Consider the following 20,879-nt stretch of genomic DNA (forward strand, 5'->3'; position numbering starts at 1 on the left):
CCGGCCTAGCTGTCGTACTGCAGCAGCGCCTCGACCGGGACTGGGAGGCGCTTGCGGCCTTCGAGGAAGGTGAGCTCGATGATGCAGGCCGCCGCCGGCACGACCGCGCCGACCTGCTGCAGCAGGGTGACGGCGGCGGCCATGGTGCCGCCAGTGGCCAGCAGGTCGTCGACCAGCACCACGCGCTTGCCCGCCTCGACGGCGTCGCTCTGGATCTCGATCGTGTCGGTGCCGTATTCGAGCGCGTAGGTGTGGCGCACCGTGATGCCGGGCAGCTTGCCCTTCTTGCGCAGCATGACGAAGCCGGTGCCGAGCGCCAGCGCGAGCGGCGCCGCCAGCAGGAAGCCGCGCGATTCGATCCCGGCCAGCAGGTCCGGCTTGTGCGGCTTGAGCGCCGCCGCCATCTGCTCGATCGTCTCGTGCCAGGCCTTGGCATGCGCCAGCAGGGTCGAGATGTCGTAGAACAGGATGCCCGGCTTGGGGAAGTCGGGGATCGAGCGGATGTGGTCCTTGAGGTTGATCGTCTCGGTCATGGTCGTTTCTTCTCGTTTCAGGCGAACGCCGGCGGCGGGACGAAGCCGCGATATTCCTTCTCCAGCAGCTTGGCGAAGGCGATGGTCGAATAGTCGCCGTACTGCGGGCCGATGATCTGCACGCCGATCGGCAGTCCTTCCGGGCTCTCGCCGATGGGTGCCGCCGTCGAGGGCAGCCAGGTGACGCCGGAATAGCCGGCCCAGAAGATCTGGTCGACCACCGGCACTTTCTTGTTGTTGACCACGATGGTGCGCTTGTGGCGCAGCCCTTCTTGGTCGTGCGGGAAGGCGGCCGAGACGGCGACCGGGCACAGCATGATGTCGTAGTCCTGGAAGAAGGCATCCCAGGCGAGCCGCATGCGGTGCCGCTTCTCGTTGAGCTGCAGCCAGGTGCGATGCGGCAGCGAGTTGCCGCGCTGCATCTGGGCGAAGTAGCTCATGTCGTCGGCCGGCAGCGTCGCCGCGTCGGCCAACGCCTGCTGATAGACCGCGTCGGACATACGCGCCGAGGTGGCGCCGCGCAGCAGCCGCACATAGACGTCGTTCAGCTCGGCCGTGTCGAAGGCCGGTCGCGCCGTGTCGCTCACCTTCACCTTGTTCTTCCCCAGGAAGTCGGCGAGCTTCTGGATCTGATCCTGCACCGCCTGGTCGACTTCGGCATTGGGATCCGACAGCAGGACGGCGACCTTGAAATCGCGCAGCTTCTTCTGCTTCGGCCGCGGCAGGGTGAGGCTCCAGCCGCGCCCGTCGATCTCGTCCGGCCCGGCCATGATGTCCATCGCGAGCTCGAGATCCTCGGCGCTGCGGGCAAGCGGCCCGACCACGCCGATATCGCCATAGGCAACGTTGCCGGCCAGCGCATGGCCCTTGGGGCAGACTACGTTCCAGGTCGGCTTGTGGCCCCAGACGCCGCAGTAATGGGCGGGATTGCGGATCGAGGCGCCGATGTCGCTGCCGGCCTCGATACCGGTCAGGCCGGCGGCCAGCGCTGCGCCCGATCCGCCCGAGGAGCCGCCGGGCGTGCGCGTCAGGTCCCACGGATTGTTGGTGCTGCCGTAGATCTCGTTGTAGCTCTGCCAGTCGGCCAGGTTCAGCGGCACGTTGGTCTTGCCGAACAGCGTCACGCCGGCATCGACCATGCGCTGCGCCACCAGCGCGTTCTCGGCCGCGACGCTGTCCTTGAAGGCCGGATCGCCCCAGGTGGTGGGCAGTCCGGCGACGTCGAAGGATTCCTTGATCGTCATCGGCACACCGTGCAGCGGACCGACCTTCTTGCCGGCCTTCAGCGCGCGGTCGGCCGCCTTGGCCCGCTTGCGCGCGCCCTCGATGTCGGTGGCGATGATGGCATTGAGCGCCGGGTTATGCGCCTCGACCCGCTCCAGATAGAGGTCGAGCAACTCGAGGCAACCGATCTTCTTCTTCCGGACAGCCGCCGCGAGCTTCTTGGCGGACTGGAAGGGCAGGTCGAGGGACATGGGCTTAAAAGTTCCGTTCTTGCAAAGACCAACGAGCAGGCAATCGCCGTACCATATTCCTTTTGAAGCGTAATACCCAAAGATCCGTCGCTGCAGCGCGCAGGCTGCTGCGCGCCACTCGGGATGACGCTCTCGCCTTGATCCCGCGATCATCTCGAGCGGGTCCCGGTGTCATCCTGAACGGAGTGAGGGGTCCTTCGCGCTGCCCGACAGGGATCCCTCGCTGCGCTCGGGATGACACTGTCTCCGTGGTCTCGGTGCGTCCCGAATCGGGAGGACGCCATCTCCTTGGTCTCGGGATCATTTCGAGCAGCTCCCGGTGTCATCCCGAACGTAGTGAGGGATCTCGATCGTGGTCCTGAAGAGGCGGGCGGGCATCGCGGCTATCGGGGGCGGGGCCGGACGCGGGCGGTGGGTTCGGCGACCAGCGGGTCGTCGGGCCAGTAGTGGCGCGGATAGCGGCCCTTCAGCTCCGCCTTCACGGCGCGATAGCCGCTGCTCCAGAAGCTGGCGAGATCGCGCGTCACCTGTACTGGCCGGCGCGCGGGCGAGAGGAGGTGCAGCGTCACCGGCACCCTGCTGCCGCCGACGCGCGGCGTGTCGGTGAGGCCGAACATCTCCTGCAGCCGCACCGACAGCGTCGGCTCGGCGGGATTGCCGTAGTCGATCGGCACCCGCGAGCCGCTCGGCACCTCGACATGGGTGGGTGCCAGCGAGTCGACCTGTCGCTGGCGTTCCCACGGCACCAGCGCGCGCAGCGCCGAGGAGAGATCAACGCGGCCGAGATGGTCGCGCCGCGACACGCCATCGAGGAACGGCCCCAGCCACTGGTCGAGCGTGCCGAGCAGGGCGGCATCGGAGAGGTCGGGCCATGTCTCGTCGAGGGCGCGCAGGAAGGCGATGCGTTCGCGCCATCGCGTCAACTCGTCGCTCCACGGCAAGGCGGCGAGGCCGAGCTGGCGCACGCCGTCGAGCATCGCCGCCCTGACCTGCTCGGGATCGGGCCGGGCGAGCGGCTTGTCCTCCAGCAGCAGTGCGCCCAGCCGGCGGCGCTGGCGCGCCAGCACGGCGCCGTCGCGCGCGCTCCACTGCACGATCTGCTCGGCGACGATCCGCTCGGCGTAAAGCTCCTCGATCTCCGCCGACGTGATCGGCGCGGCCAGGAAGATGCGCGAGTCCTGGGTCGACCCATCGAGATCGGCCACGACCAGGAATTCCTCGCTGGCCATCGGATCGCCCTCGGGCAGCGCCGCGCCGCGTCCGCCGGAGAGGAGATAGCGGCCGGCCGTGCCGGCGCGGCGTCGGCCGATGCGATCAGGATAGGCCAGCGCCAGCAGCGTGCCGGTCATGGCGACATCGGGCGTTTCGTCCCGGGCATCGCGCGGCATCAGCCGCCGCGCCGCTTCCTGGATGAGGCGCAGGGCGCCGTCGCGCTTGCCGCTCAAGGCGATGTCGACGCGGTGGCGCAGGTCGACATCGCGCTGGCCCGGCGGCAGGCGCAGGAAGTCGCGCTCACTCAGGATGGCGGCCAGCAGCGCGGCAACGCGGCCCTGGCCGAGATCCCGGCCCTTCAGCACCAGATGGGCGAGGCGCGGATGCTGGCCCAGCCGCACCATGGCACGACCATGCGGCGTGATCGCGCCGCCGGGCTCAATGGCGCCGAGATCGAGCAGCAGCGCGCGCGCCGTCGCCAGCGCGGCGGCCGGCGGCGGTGTCAGCCAGGGCAGGGTGCCGGCATCGCCGACGCCCCACGCCGCGAGTTCCAGCGCCAGCGGCGCCAGATCGGCATCGAGGATTTCGGGCGGCGTGAAGGGCTGCAGGCCGCGCTGCGCTTCCTCGGGCCACAGGCGATAGCAGACCCCGGGCTCGAGGCGGCCGGCGCGGCCGCGGCGCTGGTCGGCCGAGGCCTGGCTGACGCGCACCGTCTCCAGCCGCGTCATGCCCGAGCGCGGCGAGAAGCGCGGCAGGCGCATCTGGCCGGCATCGATCACGATGCGCACGCCCTCGATGGTGAGGCTCGTCTCCGCGATCGAGGTTGCGAGCACGACCTTGCGGCGCCCGGCGGGCGAGGGCGAGATGGCGCGATCCTGCTCGGCCGGCGAGAGATCGCCATAGAGCGGTGCGACATCCACATTGGAATCGAGATTGCCCAGCCGTTCGGCGACGCGGCGGATCTCGCCGACGCCGGGCAGGAAGACGAGGGCGCTGCCGCTCTCCTCGCCGAGCGCGCGGCGCACCGCGTTCGCCACCGTATCCTCGATGCGGCCGCCCATTCCGCCGGACGCCTCGCGATCGAGATAGCGCGTCTCCACCGGGAACATGCGCCCCGCCGACTCGACCAGCGGCGCGCCGCCCAGCCGCTCCGACACAGGGCCGGGATCGAGTGTCGCCGACATGGCGATGACGCGCAGCTCCTCGCGCAGCGCCATCTGCGACTCGCGCACGAGGGCGAAGGACAGGTCGGTCTCCAGCCCGCGTTCGTGCAGCTCGTCGAAGATCACGCAGCCGATGCCTTCGAGCGAGGGATCGTCCTGCAGCATCCGCAGGAACAGGCCGTCGGTGACAACCTCGATGCGGGTGCGCGGCCCCACTTTCGTATCCAGCCGCACGCGATAGCCCACGGTCTCGCCGACGGCCTCGCCCAGCGTCGCCGCCATGCGCCGTGCTGCCGCCCGCGCCGCCAGTCGCCGCGGCTCCTGCATGACGATCTTGCGGCCGCCCAGCCAGGGCGCGTCGAGCAGCGCCAGCGGCACGCGCGTCGTCTTGCCGGCGCCCGGCGGCGCCACCAGCACGGCGGCATTGTGCGCGGTCAGCACCTGCTGGAGCCGCGGCAGCGCCTCGTCGACGGGAAGGGACTCGGGGATCATGCCGCCGGGCTTATAGCTCCGGGCCTGGCTCGAGCCCAGCCTTGCCGCCGTTCCACAATTTCCCACCCGGCGGGAAGCCTCCGATGCCGACGGCAAGCCGTTTTGCGCGAGATCTTCCCACTTTCGCGCTCACCCCCACACGCTCACAAAAAAAATCGCTCGCGAGCTTTGCCCGAAAATGCAGGCGGGCCAGCGTTCGAGACGATTCCTCGCGAGGCCCGCGAGCCTCGCGAGAGGCAAAGACACGAGGCGCGGAAGCGGCGAGCGATGCGGCAACAGGAAACAGCGCAGTCATGGCGCGATCATAGGCCCACGGACGCGCCGCCGCCGATTCCGGTCGCGAATGCAGATGGCCGGGCGGAAGACGCAACCGCCGGTCGGTGGCCCTTACTTGCCAGCTATCGCGATCTGAACGCCACTCGCGGGCGGGTCCTCTTTCGTCTCGAAATCGACGAGGTCGACGGAGAGGAGCTCATCGGGCTCGCCGCTACAGCAATGGATGAAGAGCGTGAGGTCCCGGCAAATTCCACCATGAACCGCTCCGGGAGCGTTGAACATGAATGTTCCTGGGCCCGCTATGACGCGACCGGAGCCGTTGTAGTAGGCGCCTTCCATGATGAAGACCTCTTCACCAAGCTCCGGTGCCTTGCCGACGATTTTCCACGCCTTGCCCGGCGGCGCCTTGTATCGGGAAATCACCGTGAGACCATGCGAATGCCGTCGTAATACGCGTCGCCAGCGACCGTACTCGCGGCCATCTTCCACCACGACGTTGTAGCGCGCGGGCTCCCATGGCGCGCTGACGGGATCGACACGGAACGATTTCCAGGATGACTCCATATTGCACCTCCTCGCTGTTTGGTCAGGCTAGACCCGAGAGCCGACCGATGTTTCGGCTGTGCTCGAAGCGAGGGGGATCGGAGTCTCACCGCACATGCGATCGGGCGTATGCCGCAACGGTGGGACATAGATGTCGACGCTCTTGTATGGACAGCGGGCGGTCCCGACTGCGAGGTCGACGTCGGGCGACACGATATGGCCTATGATGCTGGCAAAGGGAGAAACGCGACGTGCTCAAGCTCACCTTCTGCCTGCGGCGGCTGCCCAGCCTGACGCTGGCGCAGTTCCAGGACTACTGGCTCAACCAGCACGGCCCGCTGGTGCGACGCCTGCAGCCGGCACTGCGCATGGTGCGCTACGTGCAGCTCCACCGCCTCGAGAACGATCTGGCTTTGGGCATGCAACGCGTACGGGGTGCGCCTGAGCCTTTCGACGGTATCGCGGAGCTGTGGTGGACCGACGAGGAGGCTTTCCGCGCGGCCGGTCGCGATCCGGAGGCACGCAAGGCCGGGAAGCTGCTGGTGGAGGACGAGGCGAAGTTCATCGACCTGCCACGCTCGCCGCTGTGGCTCAACCGGGAAGAGGTGATCTACGCGGAGCGGGCCGCTGTAGTCCTGCCGTAGGCGGACAGGCGTGCCGAACCACTGCCTTCTTACGGGGCAGCCCGTCAACGAGTTCCCGCCAGCAACTCCACTGTCTCGATCACACCCGTCGCGTCGGCGATGCCCTTGCCGGCGATGTCGAAGGCGCAGCCATGGGCGATGGAGGCGAACAGGATCGGCACGCCGATGGTGAGGGCCGAGGCGCGCAGCGGCGAGATCAGCTTGATCGGGATATGGCCCTGGTCGTGGAACATGGCGAGATAGAAGTCGTGTCGTCGCTCGCTCAGCAGCAGGTCGGCGCCGACCGGACCATCGACGGCGACGCCCCTGGCCCGCAACGCGGCGGCGGCGGGCTTGGTGATTCGTTCGTCCTCGTCGCCGAACAGGCCATTCTCCCCGGCATGCGGGTTGATGCCGAACAGGCCGAGCCTGGGAGCCGACAGGCCGAGCTTGCCGGCGGTAGCAAGAGTGGCCTCGGCGAGGGCGATCACGCGCTCGGGAGTCAGGCGCGCCAGGGCCGTCGCGACCGATTCGTGCAGCGTCGCGTGCGCGATGCGCAGGTCCCTGGCCGCCAGCATCATGAAGGCGCGGTCGCGCGGCGTCGCGGTAACGTCGGCGATCAGCCCGGGATAACCGCTGAAGAGGATGCCGGCCCGATTGACCGCGGTCTCGGAGTGCGGACAGCCGATGACGGCATCGACCTTGCCCTCCTGGGCGAGTTTTGCGGCCGCCGTGGCATAGGCGACCGTCGCCTTGCCGGCCCGGGGATCGAGGGTGCCCGGCGCGTAGCCGGCGGGGTCGAGCGCCGGGGCGTCGGACAGTTCGGGGACAGGGAGGGCGAGGCGACGGGCGGTGTCCTCGATGACGAAGCGGTCGCCGACCAGGATCGGGCGGATCGTCCCGTGCCGGGCGAAGTGATGGGCGGCCTTGAGGGCGATCTCTGGGCCGATGCCGTTGGGATCGCCCAGGGCGATGGCTATGCGCATCATGGCTGGGAGCGCGCCACTCCAGTGGCGCTCATGAGGATGCGCCACTGGAGTGGCGTGCGCCCGATACGAAACAGGCTCGTCATCAGAACGGAATCGCCACCAGGGTATCGAAGCGGCTGCCGTCGCAAACGACGACGCGCTCGGCGAAGCGCAGGTCGCCGTCGTCTTCGGTGACGACCTTGTCGCGGTAACAGCCGGTGGCGAACACCTCCATCTTGCCGTCGCGCATGATGCGGACGATCAGGAACGGCGTTTCGACATCGGCCGTGCCGTTGCGCGATTCGAGGATCGTCGGTAGCCCGACGATATGGCGATAGCGCTGGCGCTCGTAGATGTTGGCCTGGCGCAGCGCCGAGATGCGATCCTGCAGCATGGCGCGCGAGTCGGCATAGATCAGGCCGGCCTCGAGTCCCCGGGCGACATTGTCGACGGTCGTCACCTTGTAGAGACAGGAGTCGCGGAAGAAGCCCGGCCAATCCTCGAACTTTTCGGTGTCGATGGCGCGCGCATAGGCGGCATTGAGATCGACGAGGCGCGAAACATCCATGGCTCAGTAACCCATATGGTGGCGATAGGCTTTCCAGAAACCGCGCACCGAGGCCTCCGTGGCGCGCGTCGCCTGGCTTTCGGTGGTCTGGCCGCCCATCTCGATCACCGAGACCTGGTCGCCGGCCGAGGCGATGCCGCGCTGCACGAAGCCGCCGACGCAGCCATCCTCCATCGACACAAAGCCGGCCGGCCCGACCAGGTTCTGCTGCTTCAGCCGCCGCCGCGTCATCTCGGGCGAATCGTCGGCGAAGCCGAAGTAGGTCCATTTGAGATCCATCTCGCCGGTGCCTCTCGGCACCACCTGGCGCACGGCCAGGCAGTTGTGGATCTGCTGCAGGATGAAGCCGGGAAAGACCGACAGGATCTGGAGCTGTATGTCGTCGCCGAACTCCCTGACCGTGTCGAGCAGGCTGGGATCGGCGAGCTTGTAGTCCTTGTTCTCGGTGCGGATGCCCTGGTCGCGATAGGCCGTGGTCTTGGTATCCTCGGCCTTGTCGATCGTGTAACTGGCATGATGCCCGCCGTCGGGGCTCACCAGCACCCCGCCGCCCTGCGTCAGCCGCGTGATGCGGAAGGTGCCGAAGAAGAGATGCAGCAGGCTGGCGTGGTAGGTGTCCTTCACGTTCTCGACATAGAGCTTCCAGTTGTTGGGCAAGGCCTGGGTGAAACGGCCCATCACCTTGATCGGCCGGTTGAGCACACGGCGGATGCGGCCCAGGATCTCGGCGCCGAGATACTCTTCGATCGGCGGTGTGTCCGGTGACAGCGTGGCGAAGACCAGGCCGCACAACGTCGTCGTCCGCAGCTTGCGAGGACAGAAGGCATCGCGCTTGAAGTCCTTGGGCATGCCGCCGACGCCGTTGATGCCGCGTTCGAAGGCGATACCGCGCAGGTTGCCGCACAGGTCGTAGCTCCAGGCGTGGTAGACGCACTTGAAGTTGTTCTCGATCGTGCCGCCATCGTCGAAGGCGATCAGCGCGCCGCGATGGGCACAGCGGTTCTCGAAGCAGTTGATGCCGCCGTTGGCATCGCGCACCACGATCACCGGCAGGGCGCCGACCTGGTTGGTGCGATAGTCGCCCTTGTTGGGAATGTCGGCTTCGAGGCAGACGAAGTTCCAGGTCGTCCCTTCGAAGACGCGATGCAGCTCGCGGGCGTAGTTCTCCTCGTCCTGATAGACCCAGTAGGGCACGCGGGCGACGGAATCCTCGGGCCACAGGCCCGGGGTGCTGCGCGGATCGTGTGGGATGTCCATGCGCTCCTCCTATTCGAGCTTCACTTCGGCGGCCTTGATCACGGCGCGCCAGCGGGCTTCCTCGTCCTTGATGAAGGCGGCGGTGGCGGCGCTCGAGTCCCCCTGCGGCTCGGCGCCCTGTTCGAGGAACTTCGCCCGCACGTCGGGCAGCTTCAGCGCTGCGGCTGTGTCGGCGTTCACTTTCTGGACGATGGCGGCCGGCGTGCCGGGTGGCGCCACGATGGCGAACCAGGCGCTGGCGATCAGGTCGGGCAGGCCGATCTCGGCGGCATCGGGAACGTCGGGCGCTACCGGGCTGCGGCTGCGTGCGGCCAGCCCCAGGAACTTCACCTGGTGCATCTTCTCGAAGCGCAGGGCGGCGGCGATGTTGCCGATGAAGATATCGACACGGCCGGCGACGATATCGATCAGCGCCGGTCCCTCGCCCTTGTAGGGCACGTGGACCATGTCGATGCCGGTCATGTGGATGAACATCTCGGCCGACAGATGCGAGGTCGAGCCGTTGCCCTGGCTGGCGAAGGTGAGCTTGCCCGGATTGGTCTTGGCGTAGGCGATCAGCTCCTGGGCCGAATTGGCCGGCAGGTCGAGTCGCGCCGTGATGACGTTGGGCACGATCGCCAGAACCGTGACCGGCTCGAACTTCGACCAGTCGTAGGGGATCGACTTGTAGAGGTTGTGATTGATCGCCAGCGGCCCGGGCGGACTGCACAGCAGCGTATGGCCGTCGGGCTCGGCATGGAAGGCAATCTCCGCCCCGACATTGCCGCCGGCGCCAGGCCGGTTGTCGACGATCACCGGCTGGTTCCACGCCGCCGCGAGCTTGTCGCCGACGATGCGGCAGAGCGTGTCGTTCGAGCCGCCGCCGGGAAAAGGCACGATCATGCGCACCGGCTTCTGCGGCCAGCCTTGCTGGGCGGAGACTGGCGCGGAAACTGGCGCGGCCAAGGCCATGAAGGCGCCCACCGCCAGCGCAGCGGCGCGACAAATCCCGATCATCGACGTTACTTCCCAAAGTTCTTCTTATGGGGCCATGTTAGCCGATCTCGGCCCAAGCGACAGGGCGCGCGTCCGTTTCGCGTCGTTGCCCGATCGATTTGGCCGCGAAAATCCGCAGCGCGATGCGATCGCATCCGCATGTAGGCAGTCCGATGCTGAGCGCGCGCCGCCGCTGGTCGGCGTGGTATCCGAATGGCTCGATGACCCGCTACCGCTGGCGAACGAGGCCAAGCTCGTCGCCCGCCGTACTGGCTGAGCAAGAAAAGTGATCTACGCGGCAAGGCAGAACGGGCTTTCCAATGAAGGACCCGGGGCGATCCAGCGCTTCAAGGAGCCGGTTCCCAATCAGAGCGGCAAAGAAGGGGCGAAAGATCCCAAGCTGGGCTCGGCAGCAGGGAACACGTCCCTATGTCGATGAAACGCCGGCCGAGACGGCGACATGGGCAATGGACGAGCACTACGGCAAGGGCAACTGGAACAAGAAGGACGAGCAAGGCAATTTTCAGAAGCTGCAGAAATACTATGGGCGACACTTCCGCACTCCGAATGAAGCGCCGACTCCTTATGACGGTCCGTTCAGCTTTCCGGGAAGCGACAAGGTAGTCTCTCTCCCAGGGTCGCCGGTCGAGAGAGAACAACTAATGGTTGCTTAACGGAATAATATACAATCTGTACAATCATCCGAAACGGTGAGTTCGATGAAAGCCCTTTATATACTCCACCACTATGATCAAGAAACCTATGACAACAACGATCATGAGAAGATCATTGGCGTCTATTCGACGGAGGAGCACGCCGAGCAAGCGATCGAACGATTGCGCGACAAGCCAGGTTTTCGCGAATTTCCCGAACGATGGTTCATTTCGCGAATGGTCCTCGACAAGGACAGTGCCTGGACCGACGGCTTTGTAACGATGCGCTCCGGCTTTTTTGAGGATACGCAATGACGACCATCTATTTCCTCGATCATCTCGAGGAGATGCAGGACGATGGCTTTCAGGGCCGAAAGACCATCGGCCTCTATTCGACGGCCGAGCTTGCGCGCGAGGCGATCCGCCGGCTGCGCGACATGCCGGGGTTCCGCGACTATCCCGAACGCTGGCGCATCGTCGAACGCACGCTCGACAAGGACGACTGGACGGAGGGCTTCGACATCGCCACCGACGAGCCGATCCGGTGAAGGGGCCGCTCCGATGAAGGCGTCGGTCCGGTGAAGGCGCCGCCCCTCTGACGGCGAGACGCCGGCCGGCCGGTCAGACCTCCAGCCACTCCCGCCGCACCTCGGCATTGGCCATCAGGTCGGCGGGTGTTCCCTCGAAGACGATATGGCCGTGGCCCATGACATAGACGCGATGGGAGATGCGTAGCGCGATGACGAGACGCTGCTCGACCAGCACGATCGAGATGCCGCGCCGGGCGATCTCCTGCAGCAGGTCGCCGATGCGCTCGACCATCTGCGGCGACAGGCCTTCGGTCGGCTCGTCGATCATGATGAGGTCGGGGGCGCCCATCAGGGTGCGGCAGATGGTGAGCATCTGCTGTTCGCCGCCCGAGAGGGCGCCGCCGGGCGCGTTGGCGCGCTCGCGCAACTGCGGGAACAGGCGCCAGGTCTCCTCGACGCTCCAGCGCGACGCCTTCTGGCCGGGCTTGAGGCCGAGCAGCAGGTTCTGCTCCACCGTGAGGGCCGGGAAGATCGCGCGCTCCTCGGGCACGTAGCCGATGCCGAGGCGGGCGATCTCGTGCGGCTTCAGGCCGGCGACCGGCCGGCCCTTGAAGACGATCTCGCCCCGCGGCGCGGGGTCGCCCATGATCGCCTTGAGGGTCGTCGAGCGGCCGACGCCGTTGCGACCGAGGATGCTGACGATCTCGTTGGCGCCGACATGGAAGTTCACGCCCTGCAGGATGTGGCTCTTGCCGTAGTAGGCGTGAAGGTCGCGTACGCTCAGCATCAGCTTGCCTCCAGGCCGAGATAGGCCTGCTGGACGGCCGGGTTGGCCTTGACCCGCTCCGGCGTGTCGGAGGCCAGGATCTCGCCATAGACCAGCACCGAGATGCGGTCGGCGAGGTCGAACACGACGCCCATGTCGTGCTCGATCATCAGCAGCGTCCGCTTCTCGCTGACGCGGCGGATCAGCGCCACGACGCGCTCGGTCTCGGCGCGGCTCATGCCGGCGGTCGGCTCGTCGAGCAGCAGCACCTCGGCATTGCCGGCGATGCTGAGGCCGATCTCCAGCGCGCGCTGCTCGGCATAGCTCAGCACGCCGGCCGGCACATGCCAGCGGTCGAGCAGGTTGATCTCGGTCAGAATCTCCTCGGTGCGCTGGCGGGCATCGGCCAGGCGCTCGATGTTGCGCCAGAACGAGTAGCGATAACCCATCGCCCACAGCGTGGCGCAGCGCACGTTCTCCCACACGCTGAGCCGCGGGAAGATGTTGGTGATCTGGAAGCTGCGCGACAGGCCGCGCCGGTTGATGAGGTGCGGCGCCATGCCGGAGATCGTCTCGCCGCCGAGGCGGATGGTGCCGGCGCTCGGCCGGTAGTGGCCGCTGATCAGGTGGAACAGGGTGGACTTGCCGGCGCCGTTGGGGCCGATCACGGCATGCCGCTCGCCGGCGGGCACGGAGAGGGTGACGCCGCGGATGATCTCCATGGCGCCGAAGCTCTTGCGCAGGTCGGTGAGTTCGAGTGCCGGCGTCATGATGTGCGGCCTCGCCCCTGCACGACGGCCAGCGCCTCGTCATAGGCTTGCCGCGCCACCCCGGCGGCGCGCAGGAACAGCCAGCCGCCGCCGGCGAACAGGATCGCGGCGACCAGCCACGGCACGATCGCGTCGGCCCGCAGCGGCACATGGAGGAAGCTCATTGCCGGCCCGTCGCCGGCATGCACGGTCAGCCGGTTGGTCATCTCCACCGCCAGGCTGAGGCCGGCCACGGCCGCGAGGCCGGGCACGAGGGCGAGCGCATAGGCGGGCAGCACGCGGTGGAGCTGGCGGCCGCGCAGCAGCGGCTGCTGGCGGGCCAGCAGGCCGGCGATGCCGTCCGGCGCGAACATCACCATGGCGATGAACAGCAGGCCGAAATAGAGCTGCCAGGCATCGGTGATGTCGCTCAGCGCCACCTGCAGGTAGGTGACCAGGATGGCGCCGATGATGGGGCCGCCGAAGGAGCCGACGCCGCCGATGAAGGCCATCAGGATGACGGTGCCCGACTGCGTCGCGCCGAGCTGGCCCGCGTTCATGATCTCGAAGTTGATGGCCGCCAGAGCACCGGCGATGCCGGCGAACAGGCCGGACAGGCTGAAGGAGAGGAAGCGGACCCGCTGCGGGTCGTAGCCGATGAAGGCGACGCGGTGCGGATTGTCGCGCACGGCGTTGCAGATGCGGCCGAACGGCGTGCGGGTGAGGGCATACATCGCCGCCACCGAGACGAAGCACCAGCCGGAGATCAGGTAGTAGACCTGGAGTTGCGATCCGAAGGTGAGGCCGAGGAACGGCGCGAGGCCGGTGCGGTCGGTGCTGACGCCTTCCTCGCCGCCGAAGAAGTGACGGAGGATCAGGGCGCTCGACGACACCAGCTCGCCGATGCCGAGCGTGATCATGGCGAAGGTGGTGCCGGCGCGGCGCGTCGACACGGCGCCGAAGACGATGCCGAAGAACAGGCCGGCGGCGGCGCCCACCAGCGGCAGGGCGACCAGCGGCAGCGGCGGGCCGTCGGCGGTGAACGCGTTCATCGCGTGCACGGTGAGGAAGCCGCCGAGGCCGAAGAACACCGCCTGGCCGAACGACAGCAGGCCGGTCTGGCCGAGCAGCATGTTGTAGGAGAGGGCGAAGATGATCATCATGCCCATCAGGCTGAGCGTGCTGAGCGCCAGCCCGGAGCTCAGGACCTGCGGCAGGACCGCCAGCAAGACGGCCGCCGCGATCCAGGGACCGAAGATCGCCAGGAAGCCGGCACCGCGGCCGGTCGGAAGAGGCGGCGCCGCGAAGGCGGGGGCCGCGCCGGTACGCTCGCTCATGATTCGCGCTGTCCCATCAGGCCGCGCGGGCGGAAGATCAGGATCAGCACCAGCAGCAGGTAGGGGATGATCGGCGCCACCTGCGCCACGGTGACGTTCCAGATGTCGCGCAGGAAGGACGAGCCGGAGCCCGCCGCCAGCGGACCGAGGAGATCGGCCAGCGAGGCGTTGGAGGCGACGGCGAAGGTCTGGACCAGGCCGATCAGCAGCGAGGCGAGGAAGGCGCCGGGCAGCGAGCCGAGGCCGCCGATCACGACCACGACGAACAGGATCGGGCCGAGCAGCGCTGCCATGTTCGACTGCGTCACCAGCGCCGGCCCGGCGATCACGCCGGCGACGGCGGCGAGCGCGGCGCCGACGCCGAACACCAGCATGAAGATGCGGTCGACGTTGTGGCCGAGCATGGCGACCATGGCGGGATGGGTCAGCGCCGCCTGGACCACGAGGCCGATGCGCGTGCGCGTCACCACGACGAGCAGCGCGGCGAAGATGGCCAGCGCGGTCAGCAGCTCGAACAGCTTGAAGGCCGGATAGTTGGTGGCGAAGATCGTGAAGGCGGGGAAGTCGAGCGAGGGCGGCACGCGATAGTCGACCGGAAGCTTGCCCCACACCATCTCCACCACCTCCTGGATCACGAAGGTGAGGCCGAAGGTGAACAGCAGCTCGGCGACATGGCCATGGCGGTGCACGCGGCGCAGCCCGTAGCGCTCGACGGCGACGCCGATCAGCCCGACCAGCAGCGGCGCCAGCACGAGGCCGGGCCAGAAGCCGATGCGTCGGCTGATCTCGAAACCGAAGAAGGCGCCCAGCATGTAGAAGCTGGCATGGGCGAAGTTCAGCACGCCCATCATGCTGAAGATGATCGTCAGGCCGCTCGCCATCAGGAAGAGCAGCATGCCGTAGAGGACCCCGTTCAGGGTCGATATGAGGACGATCTCGATCACGGTCCTGCGGTTCCTGGAGAGGCGGCGCCGTCCGGGTGGAGCGGCGCCGCGGTCGCCGTCAGTTCGGGCGCTTCATCTTGCAGGTGGTGGGATAGAGCGTGTCCTTGGTCGGGATCTCCGCCGCCATCTTCCAGCCCCAGCCGGTGCTCTCCTCATCGAAGGGCTGCGACGCCGCATCGAGGGCGCCGAACACCGACATGTAGAGCGGCTGGAAGAACTGATGGTCGTCCTTGCGCATGAAGCCTTCCTGGCCGCTGGCGAAGGTGGCGTACTTCATGCCCTCGAGCTTGGGCGCGAACTTCGCCGGATCGGCCGAGTTCGCTTCCTTCATCGCCTCGAACACCATGCCGGTCAGGTTGAACAGGCGCGGATAGTAGATCGGCTCCGACTTGTAGCGGGCGATGTAGGCGCGGACCACTTCCTGCGCCGGCTTGTAGGGCAGGTTGTTGAAGCCTTCGGTGAGCTGGTAGACCTGATCGGGCAGGTTGGCCTGCTTGATGGCCGTCGGGCCGCCCGAGCCGCCGGCATAGAAGGTGTACCAGTTGACCTTGAGGCCGGCGTCGCCCGCCGCCTTGACGAGCAGCGCGAGATCCTGGCCCCAGTTGCCGGTGACGACGGTGTCGGCGCCCGATGCCTTGATCTTGGCGATGTAGGGCGAGAAGTCGGTGACCTTGACCAGCGGATGGAACTCGTTGCCGACGATCTGGATGTCGGGCCGCTTCTCCTTGAGCATCGCCACGGTGGTGTCGGCGACCGAGTGGCCGAACGAGTAATCCTGGTCGATCAGGTAGACCTTCTTGATGTCCTTCTTCGTCTTCATGAAGTTGGTCAGCGCTTCCAGCTTGATGTCGACGTTGGCGTCCCAGCTGAAGTGCCAGTAGCTGCAGTTCTGGTTGGTCATCGACGGGTCGATGGCGGCGTAGTTCAGGTAGACCACGGCCTTGCCTGGATTGCGCTCGTTGTACTTGGTGACGAAGCTCTCGACCGCGGCGCCGACCGACGAGCCGTTGCCCTGGACGATGATCTGTACGCCTTCATCGATCGCCTTCTGCACCTGCACCAGCGTGACCTGCGGGCTGAGTTTGTTGTCGTAGCCGATGATCTCGATCTTCTTGCCCAGCACGCCGCCCTTGCCGTTGACGTCGTCGGCGATGAACTTGAGCTGGTTGAGACCGATCTGGCCGATGCTCGCGCCGCCGCCCGACAGCGGGTCGACATAGCCGATCTTGATCGTGTCCTCAGCCAGCGCCGGGGCAACGATGCCTGCCCCCAGGCCGCACAGCATGACGGCGCCCAGAACGAATGCTTTCGCCATTGCTTCCTCCCAAACGGATTCGTGGAGGCCTGTCATGATTGAGGGCAGGGCGGAACCGACGGCCTTGTCGTCTTTGGCCGTTGCCGGTGCGCACCGAGCCGACCCTCCCACGATCGACTTCCTTATATTCACTCACTAGTGAATTAACGTTCAGTCCGCAAGCCGTTCGTGCCCGTCTCGCTGCCGCGCGCGGTCAGGTCTTGCGCTGTCTTTTCCTGTTCTTGCAGATGGCCAGGAAGCCGGCGGCCATGAACGCCGCCATGCGTTCCTTGACCGCGGCATAATCCTCCGAGCGGCACAGCCCGCCCGACAGCTTGTCGATCCGTCCGGTGCGCGCGAGCGTCAGCATCAGCGAGCCGGTCACGAAATGATAGCCCCAGAAGATGTCTTCCTCGGCGCAGTCCGGAAGGGCCTTCTTGAGCAGGCCGATCAGGCGCAGCACGACCGGATCGAAGTGCCGGTCCATCATCTCGGCGCCCCACTCCGGCGTGCTGGCTACCTGGGCGCCGAGGGCTCCATAGTTGCGCCAGCCCTCGCCGCCTTCAGTGTAGAGGTCGAGGTCGGTATCGAGGAAGGCGCGAAGGGCACCCTCGACCGTGGGCTTGTCCCCGGCCTTCCGGTCGTATTCGTCGAGCATCTTCAGGCGGCGCTCGCTGGTGATCACGGCGCGGCGCGAGAAGACCGCCTCGAACAGAGTCTTCTTGTCCTCGAAGTAGTAATTGATCAGCGTATGGTGGACACCAATGAGCTTGGCAACGTCCTTGAGCGTCACGCCATAGAAGCCGTGCTTCGAGAACAGCTTCTCGGCCGCATCGAGGATCTGGTCCATCATCTCGGCGCGTTGTTCGGCCTTGAGGGAGCCCTTGCGTCGCGGTTTCCGTTCCAGAGACAAACTCGAGCCTTTCGATTGCGGCCTGCCGGTCGTCCGATGCCGAACCGGCCGTCGTGGCGCACCATAGCCGCAAATCCGTGCCGAGCGAGAGGGGTGTGCGGCCTCGGCGGCCCTTGTCATTCGGGTGTCGTTGGCTCATCTCTACCGTCTCGACATGACCGCGTCCCCTTTTCACGCCTTCGCCGAGTCGATCCGGTCCCAGACCCCATTGCGCGACGCGATCACGTCCGCCTATCGACGCCCCGAAACCGAGTGCCTGCCACCGCTGATCGACGTGGCGCGTCTGCCAGCCGAGACCATGGGCGCGGCGACGGGCCTGGCGCGGACGCTGGTGCAGGCCTTGCGCGGCAAGGCCGGGCGAGGCGGCGTCGAGGGGCTGATCCACGAATACGCGCTGTCGAGCCAGGAGGGCGTGGCACTGATGTGCCTCGCCGAGGCGCTGCTGCGCATCCCCGACGACGCCACGCGCGACGCCCTGATCCGCGACAAGATCGGCGGCGGCGACTGGCAGGCGCATCTCGGCCACAGCCCGTCGCTGTTCGTGAACGCGGCGACCTGGGGCCTGCTGCTGACCGGCCGGCTGGCCTCGACCCACAGCGAACGTGGATTGTCGGCGGCGTTGACGCGGCTGGTCGCGCGCGGCGGCGAGCCGCTGATCCGGCGCGGCGTCAACCTGGCCATGCGCCTGATGGGCGAGCAGTTCGTCTCGGGCCAAACAATCGACGAGGCGCTGGAGAACGGCCGCGCCTGGGAGGCGCGCGGCTTTCGCTATTCCTACGATATGCTGGGCGAGGCGGCGGTCACGGCGGCGCAGGCCGAGCGCTATCTGGAGGATTACCGACGCGCGATCGACGCCATCGGCGTCGCCGGAGAAGGCCGCGGCCCTTACGAAGGCCCCGGCATCTCGGTCAAGCTGTCAGCCCTCTATCCACGCTACAGCCGGGCCCAGATCGAGCGCGTCCAGGCCGAGCTTTATCCGCGCCTCAAGGCGCTGGCGGTGCAGGCGAGATCCGTCGATATCGGCCTGAACATCGATGCGGAGGAGGCGGATCGGCTGGAGATCTCGCTCGATCTTCTGGAGCGTCTCTGCTTCGAACCCGAGCTGGCCGGCTGGAACGGCATCGGCTTCGTGGTGCAGGCCTATCAGAAGCGGTGTCCCTTCGTGGTCGACTGGCTGATCGATCTGGGCCGCCGCAGCGGGCATCGTCTGATGGTCCGGCTGGTCAAGGGCGCCTACTGGGACGGCGAGATCAAACGCGCCCAGCTCGACGGGCTGGAAGGCTATCCCGTCTTCACGCGCAAGATGCACACGGACGTGTCGTACATCGCCTGCGCCCGCAAGCTGCTGGCGGCGCCCGACGCCGTCTATCCGCAATTCGCGACCCACAACGCCCTGACGCTGGCGACGATCTACACCATGGCGGGGCCCGACTACCGGGTAGGCCAATACGAATTCCAGTGCCTGCATGGCATGGGCGAGAGCCTCTACGAGGAAGTGGTCGGCGCGGAAAAACTCGGCCGGCCCTGCCGCATCTATGCTCCGGTGGGAACGCACGAGACGCTGCTCGCCTACCTCGTGCGGCGGCTGCTGGAGAACGGCGCCAACACCTCCTTCGTCAACCAGATCGCCGATCCCGACTTCTCGATCGATGCCTTGCTGGCCGATCCGGTGGCGCGGGCGGCGGCACTCGACCCGGTCGGCGCGCCGCACGAACGCATCGTCCTGCCGCGCGATCTGTTCGGTAGCGAGCGCCGCAATTCTGCCGGCCTCGATCTCGCCGACGAGCACCGACTGGCAGCGCTCGCGGTGGCCGTGAGGGCGAGCACGCGCGAGATCTGGTACGCGGCGCCGGTCCTGAGCGACGGGCTGCGTGAAAGTGCGGCGCGCGAAGTGTTCAATCCGGCGGACCGTCGCGATCTGGTCGGTACGGTGGTCGAGGCGACGCCCGAGCTGGTCGATGCCGCCTGCGCCCGCGCGCTGCCCTGGCACGCCTCTCCCGAGGCGCGCGCCGAGTGCCTGGAACGCGTCGCCGAGCGGCTGGAGGCGCGCATGCCGCAGCTCATCGGCCTGATCGTGCGCGAAGCGGGCAAGACTTTCGCCAACGCGATCGGCGAAGTGCGCGAGGCCGTCGATTTCCTGCGCTACTACGCAGCCCAGGCGCGCGGCTTCGATAACGAGCTGCATCACCCGCTGGGCATCGTCGCCTGCATCAGCCCCTGGAACTTCCCGCTCGCGATCTTCGCCGGCCAGATCGCCGCGGCACTGGCGGCGGGCAACGCGGTAATCGCCAAGCCCGCGGAGGAGACGCCGCTGATCGCCGCCCAGATGGTGAAGCTCTTCTTCGGCGGCGGCTTGCCACCCGGCGCGCTCCAGCTTCTGCCCGGCGACGGCGCTGTGGGCGCCCATCTGGTCGGCAATCCGGCCGTGGCGGGCGTGGTCTTCACCGGCTCGACGGAGGCGGCGCGCTCGATCCAGAAGACCTTGGCCGAGCGCCTCGGACGGGACGGACGGCCGATTCCCCTGATCGCCGAGACCGGCGGGCAGAACGCGCTGATCGCCGATTCCTCGGCGCTGTCGGAGCAACTCGTCGGCGACGCCGTCATCTCCGCCTTCGATTCGGCGGGGCAGCGCTGCTCGGCGCTACGCATCCTCTGCCTGCAGGACGATATCGCGGACCGTGTCCTGCCGATGCTGAAGGGCGCGATGGCGGAGCTGGCCGTCGGCAATCCCGACCGCCTGTCGACCGACGTCGGGCCCGTGATCTCGGCCGAAGCGCAGAAGCGATTGCTCGACCATATCGAGCGCATGCGGCAACGGGGCCATGCGATCTACCAGCCGACCTTGCCGGCCGAGGCCGGGCAAGGGCTGTTCGTTCTGCCGACCCTGATCGAGATCGCGTCCGTCGATGATCTGCCCGGGGAGGTGTTCGGCCCCGTGCTCCACGTGCTGCGCTATCCGCGCCAGCGCCTGGAAGCGGTGATCGGCGAGGTCAACCGGACCGGCTATGGCCTGACCTTCGGCGTCCACAGCCGCATCGATGAGACGGTGGCGCGGGCGACCGAAGCCAGCGCCGCCGGCAACCAGTATGTGAATCGCAACCTGATCGGCGCCGTGGTCGGCGTGCAGCCGTTCGGCGGCCATGGGCTATCCGGAACCGGCCCCAAGGCGGGCGGGCCGCTCTATCTTCTCCGACTGCTGTCGAAACGTCCCCTGCACGCCGTCGAGACCACGGAGCAGGAACTCACGGGGCCGGTGGGCGAGCGCAACACTTACCGGCTGCGGCCCAAGGGCACCATCCTGTGCGTGGCGCACGATCCGGCGGCGCTGCAGGTCCAGCTCAATGCCGTGCGGAGTACCGGCAACCGGGCGACGATGGAGGTCGACGATCCGCAGATCGCGGCGGCGCTGTTCGACGGCAGCGAGGAAGAGCTGCGGGCGCTCAATCGGCGGCTCGCCGAGCGGCATGGGGCCGTGATCCCCGTCCATTGCCCGCCCTATCCGCTGGAATTCCTGTTCGACGAGGTGTCGCTCAGCGTCAACACAGCGGCTGCCGGCGGCAATGCCAGTCTGATGGCGATCGGCTGACGCCGCAGCTTTGGTCTGAACC

Annotated in this window: 20 protein-coding genes; 6 read left to right on the forward strand and 14 right to left on the reverse strand. The window is 67.3% G+C overall.

The window, feature by feature from the left end:
* Positions 1-5: 5 nt before the first annotated feature.
* The 4 genes from B5D62_RS01755 to B5D62_RS01770 all read right to left on the reverse strand — a co-directional run bounded on the left by B5D62_RS01755 (position 6) and on the right by B5D62_RS01770 (position 5,715).
* Positions 6-533: an adenine phosphoribosyltransferase gene (locus B5D62_RS01755; protein ID WP_231714698.1), complete on the reverse strand. Its 528-nt coding sequence runs from the start codon at positions 531-533 to the stop codon at positions 6-8.
* 17 nt (positions 534-550) lie between these two features.
* Positions 551-2,008 carry an amidase gene (locus tag B5D62_RS01760; RefSeq protein ID WP_085932101.1) on the reverse strand — a complete coding sequence of 486 codons (1,458 nt, stop codon included), beginning with the start codon at positions 2,006-2,008 and terminating at the stop codon, positions 551-553.
* Between the two features lie 383 nt (positions 2,009-2,391).
* Positions 2,392-4,875 (reverse strand): ATP-dependent helicase HrpB, encoded by a 2,484-nt coding sequence (hrpB, locus tag B5D62_RS01765; protein ID WP_085932102.1) that lies wholly within the window; start codon positions 4,873-4,875, stop codon positions 2,392-2,394.
* A gap of 387 nt (positions 4,876-5,262) precedes the next feature.
* Positions 5,263-5,715 carry a cupin domain-containing protein gene (locus B5D62_RS01770; protein WP_085932103.1) on the reverse strand — a complete coding sequence of 151 codons (453 nt, stop codon included), beginning with the start codon at positions 5,713-5,715 and terminating at the stop codon, positions 5,263-5,265.
* Between the two features lie 230 nt (positions 5,716-5,945).
* On the opposite strand from B5D62_RS01770, the gene B5D62_RS01775 reads away from it, so the two are divergent.
* Positions 5,946-6,338, forward strand: a complete 393-nt coding sequence (locus B5D62_RS01775; protein ID WP_085932104.1) for an EthD domain-containing protein — start codon at positions 5,946-5,948, stop codon at positions 6,336-6,338.
* Between the two features lie 44 nt (positions 6,339-6,382).
* Here the strand turns inward: B5D62_RS01775 and B5D62_RS01780 are convergent, their stop codons facing one another.
* The 4 genes from B5D62_RS01780 to B5D62_RS01795 all read right to left on the reverse strand — a co-directional run bounded on the left by B5D62_RS01780 (position 6,383) and on the right by B5D62_RS01795 (position 9,992).
* The gene (locus B5D62_RS01780; protein ID WP_085932105.1) at positions 6,383-7,306 is read right to left on the reverse strand and encodes a PdxA family dehydrogenase; all 924 of its coding nucleotides are present in this window, start codon (positions 7,304-7,306) and stop codon (positions 6,383-6,385) included.
* 82 nt (positions 7,307-7,388) lie between these two features.
* Positions 7,389-7,853: an aromatic-ring-hydroxylating dioxygenase subunit beta gene (locus B5D62_RS01785; RefSeq protein WP_085932106.1), complete on the reverse strand. Its 465-nt coding sequence runs from the start codon at positions 7,851-7,853 to the stop codon at positions 7,389-7,391.
* 3 nt (positions 7,854-7,856) lie between these two features.
* Positions 7,857-9,110, reverse strand: coding sequence for an aromatic ring-hydroxylating dioxygenase subunit alpha (locus B5D62_RS01790; RefSeq protein WP_085932107.1), 1,254 nt, complete (start codon positions 9,108-9,110; stop codon positions 7,857-7,859).
* A gap of 9 nt (positions 9,111-9,119) precedes the next feature.
* The gene (locus B5D62_RS01795; RefSeq protein ID WP_170920738.1) at positions 9,120-9,992 is read right to left on the reverse strand and encodes a Bug family tripartite tricarboxylate transporter substrate binding protein; all 873 of its coding nucleotides are present in this window, start codon (positions 9,990-9,992) and stop codon (positions 9,120-9,122) included.
* Between B5D62_RS01795 and B5D62_RS33235 the strand changes: the two genes are divergently transcribed.
* The 4 genes from B5D62_RS33235 (at position 9,991) to B5D62_RS01815 (ending at position 11,286) form a co-directional block, all read left to right on the forward strand.
* The gene (locus B5D62_RS33235; RefSeq protein WP_170920739.1) at positions 9,991-10,362 is read left to right on the forward strand and encodes a hypothetical protein; all 372 of its coding nucleotides are present in this window, start codon (positions 9,991-9,993) and stop codon (positions 10,360-10,362) included. The genes B5D62_RS01795 and B5D62_RS33235 overlap by 2 nt on opposite strands.
* Before the next feature lie 190 nt (positions 10,363-10,552).
* A complete protein-coding gene (locus B5D62_RS01805; protein WP_085932110.1) occupies positions 10,553-10,759 on the forward strand; it encodes a hypothetical protein in 207 nt (68 codons plus the stop codon).
* A 45-nt stretch (positions 10,760-10,804) separates the two neighbouring features.
* Complete coding sequence (locus tag B5D62_RS01810; RefSeq protein WP_085932111.1) at positions 10,805-11,053, forward strand: DUF7336 domain-containing protein; 249 nt, start codon at positions 10,805-10,807, stop codon at positions 11,051-11,053.
* A complete protein-coding gene (locus B5D62_RS01815) occupies positions 11,050-11,286 on the forward strand; it encodes a hypothetical protein (protein ID WP_085932112.1) in 237 nt (78 codons plus the stop codon). The genes B5D62_RS01810 and B5D62_RS01815 overlap by 4 nt, the downstream gene beginning before the upstream one ends.
* A 73-nt stretch (positions 11,287-11,359) precedes the next feature.
* Here B5D62_RS01815 and B5D62_RS01820 read toward each other — a convergent pair whose 3' ends face one another.
* From B5D62_RS01820 to B5D62_RS01845, 6 genes are all read right to left on the reverse strand, one after another.
* A complete protein-coding gene (locus B5D62_RS01820; RefSeq protein WP_085932113.1) occupies positions 11,360-12,055 on the reverse strand; it encodes an ABC transporter ATP-binding protein in 696 nt (231 codons plus the stop codon).
* Positions 12,055-12,804, reverse strand: a complete 750-nt coding sequence (locus B5D62_RS01825) for an ABC transporter ATP-binding protein (protein WP_085932114.1) — start codon at positions 12,802-12,804, stop codon at positions 12,055-12,057. The genes B5D62_RS01820 and B5D62_RS01825 overlap by 1 nt, the downstream gene beginning before the upstream one ends.
* Entirely contained in the window at positions 12,801-14,120 is a 1,320-nt protein-coding gene (locus tag B5D62_RS01830) for a branched-chain amino acid ABC transporter permease (RefSeq protein WP_085932115.1), read from the reverse strand. The genes B5D62_RS01825 and B5D62_RS01830 overlap by 4 nt, the downstream gene beginning before the upstream one ends.
* Positions 14,117-15,016, reverse strand: coding sequence for a branched-chain amino acid ABC transporter permease (locus B5D62_RS01835; protein WP_419188775.1), 900 nt, complete (start codon positions 15,014-15,016; stop codon positions 14,117-14,119). Before B5D62_RS01835 ends, B5D62_RS01830 begins: the two co-directional genes overlap by 4 nt.
* Before the next feature lie 106 nt (positions 15,017-15,122).
* Positions 15,123-16,379, reverse strand: coding sequence for a branched-chain amino acid ABC transporter substrate-binding protein (locus tag B5D62_RS01840; RefSeq protein ID WP_085932117.1), 1,257 nt, complete (start codon positions 16,377-16,379; stop codon positions 15,123-15,125).
* Between the two features lie 193 nt (positions 16,380-16,572).
* Positions 16,573-17,271, reverse strand: coding sequence for a TetR/AcrR family transcriptional regulator (locus tag B5D62_RS01845; RefSeq protein ID WP_218190908.1), 699 nt, complete (start codon positions 17,269-17,271; stop codon positions 16,573-16,575).
* Positions 17,272-17,425: 154 nt separating this feature from the next.
* Here B5D62_RS01845 and putA point away from each other — a divergent pair, with 154 nt between their 5' ends.
* A complete protein-coding gene (gene putA, locus B5D62_RS01850) occupies positions 17,426-20,857 on the forward strand; it encodes a trifunctional transcriptional regulator/proline dehydrogenase/L-glutamate gamma-semialdehyde dehydrogenase (protein ID WP_085933476.1) in 3,432 nt (1,143 codons plus the stop codon).
* Positions 20,858-20,879 lie beyond the last annotated feature (22 nt).

It is taken from the genome of Enhydrobacter aerosaccus, from assembly GCF_900167455.1.
Taxonomy (GTDB): domain Bacteria; phylum Pseudomonadota; class Alphaproteobacteria; order Reyranellales; family Reyranellaceae; genus Reyranella; species Reyranella aerosaccus.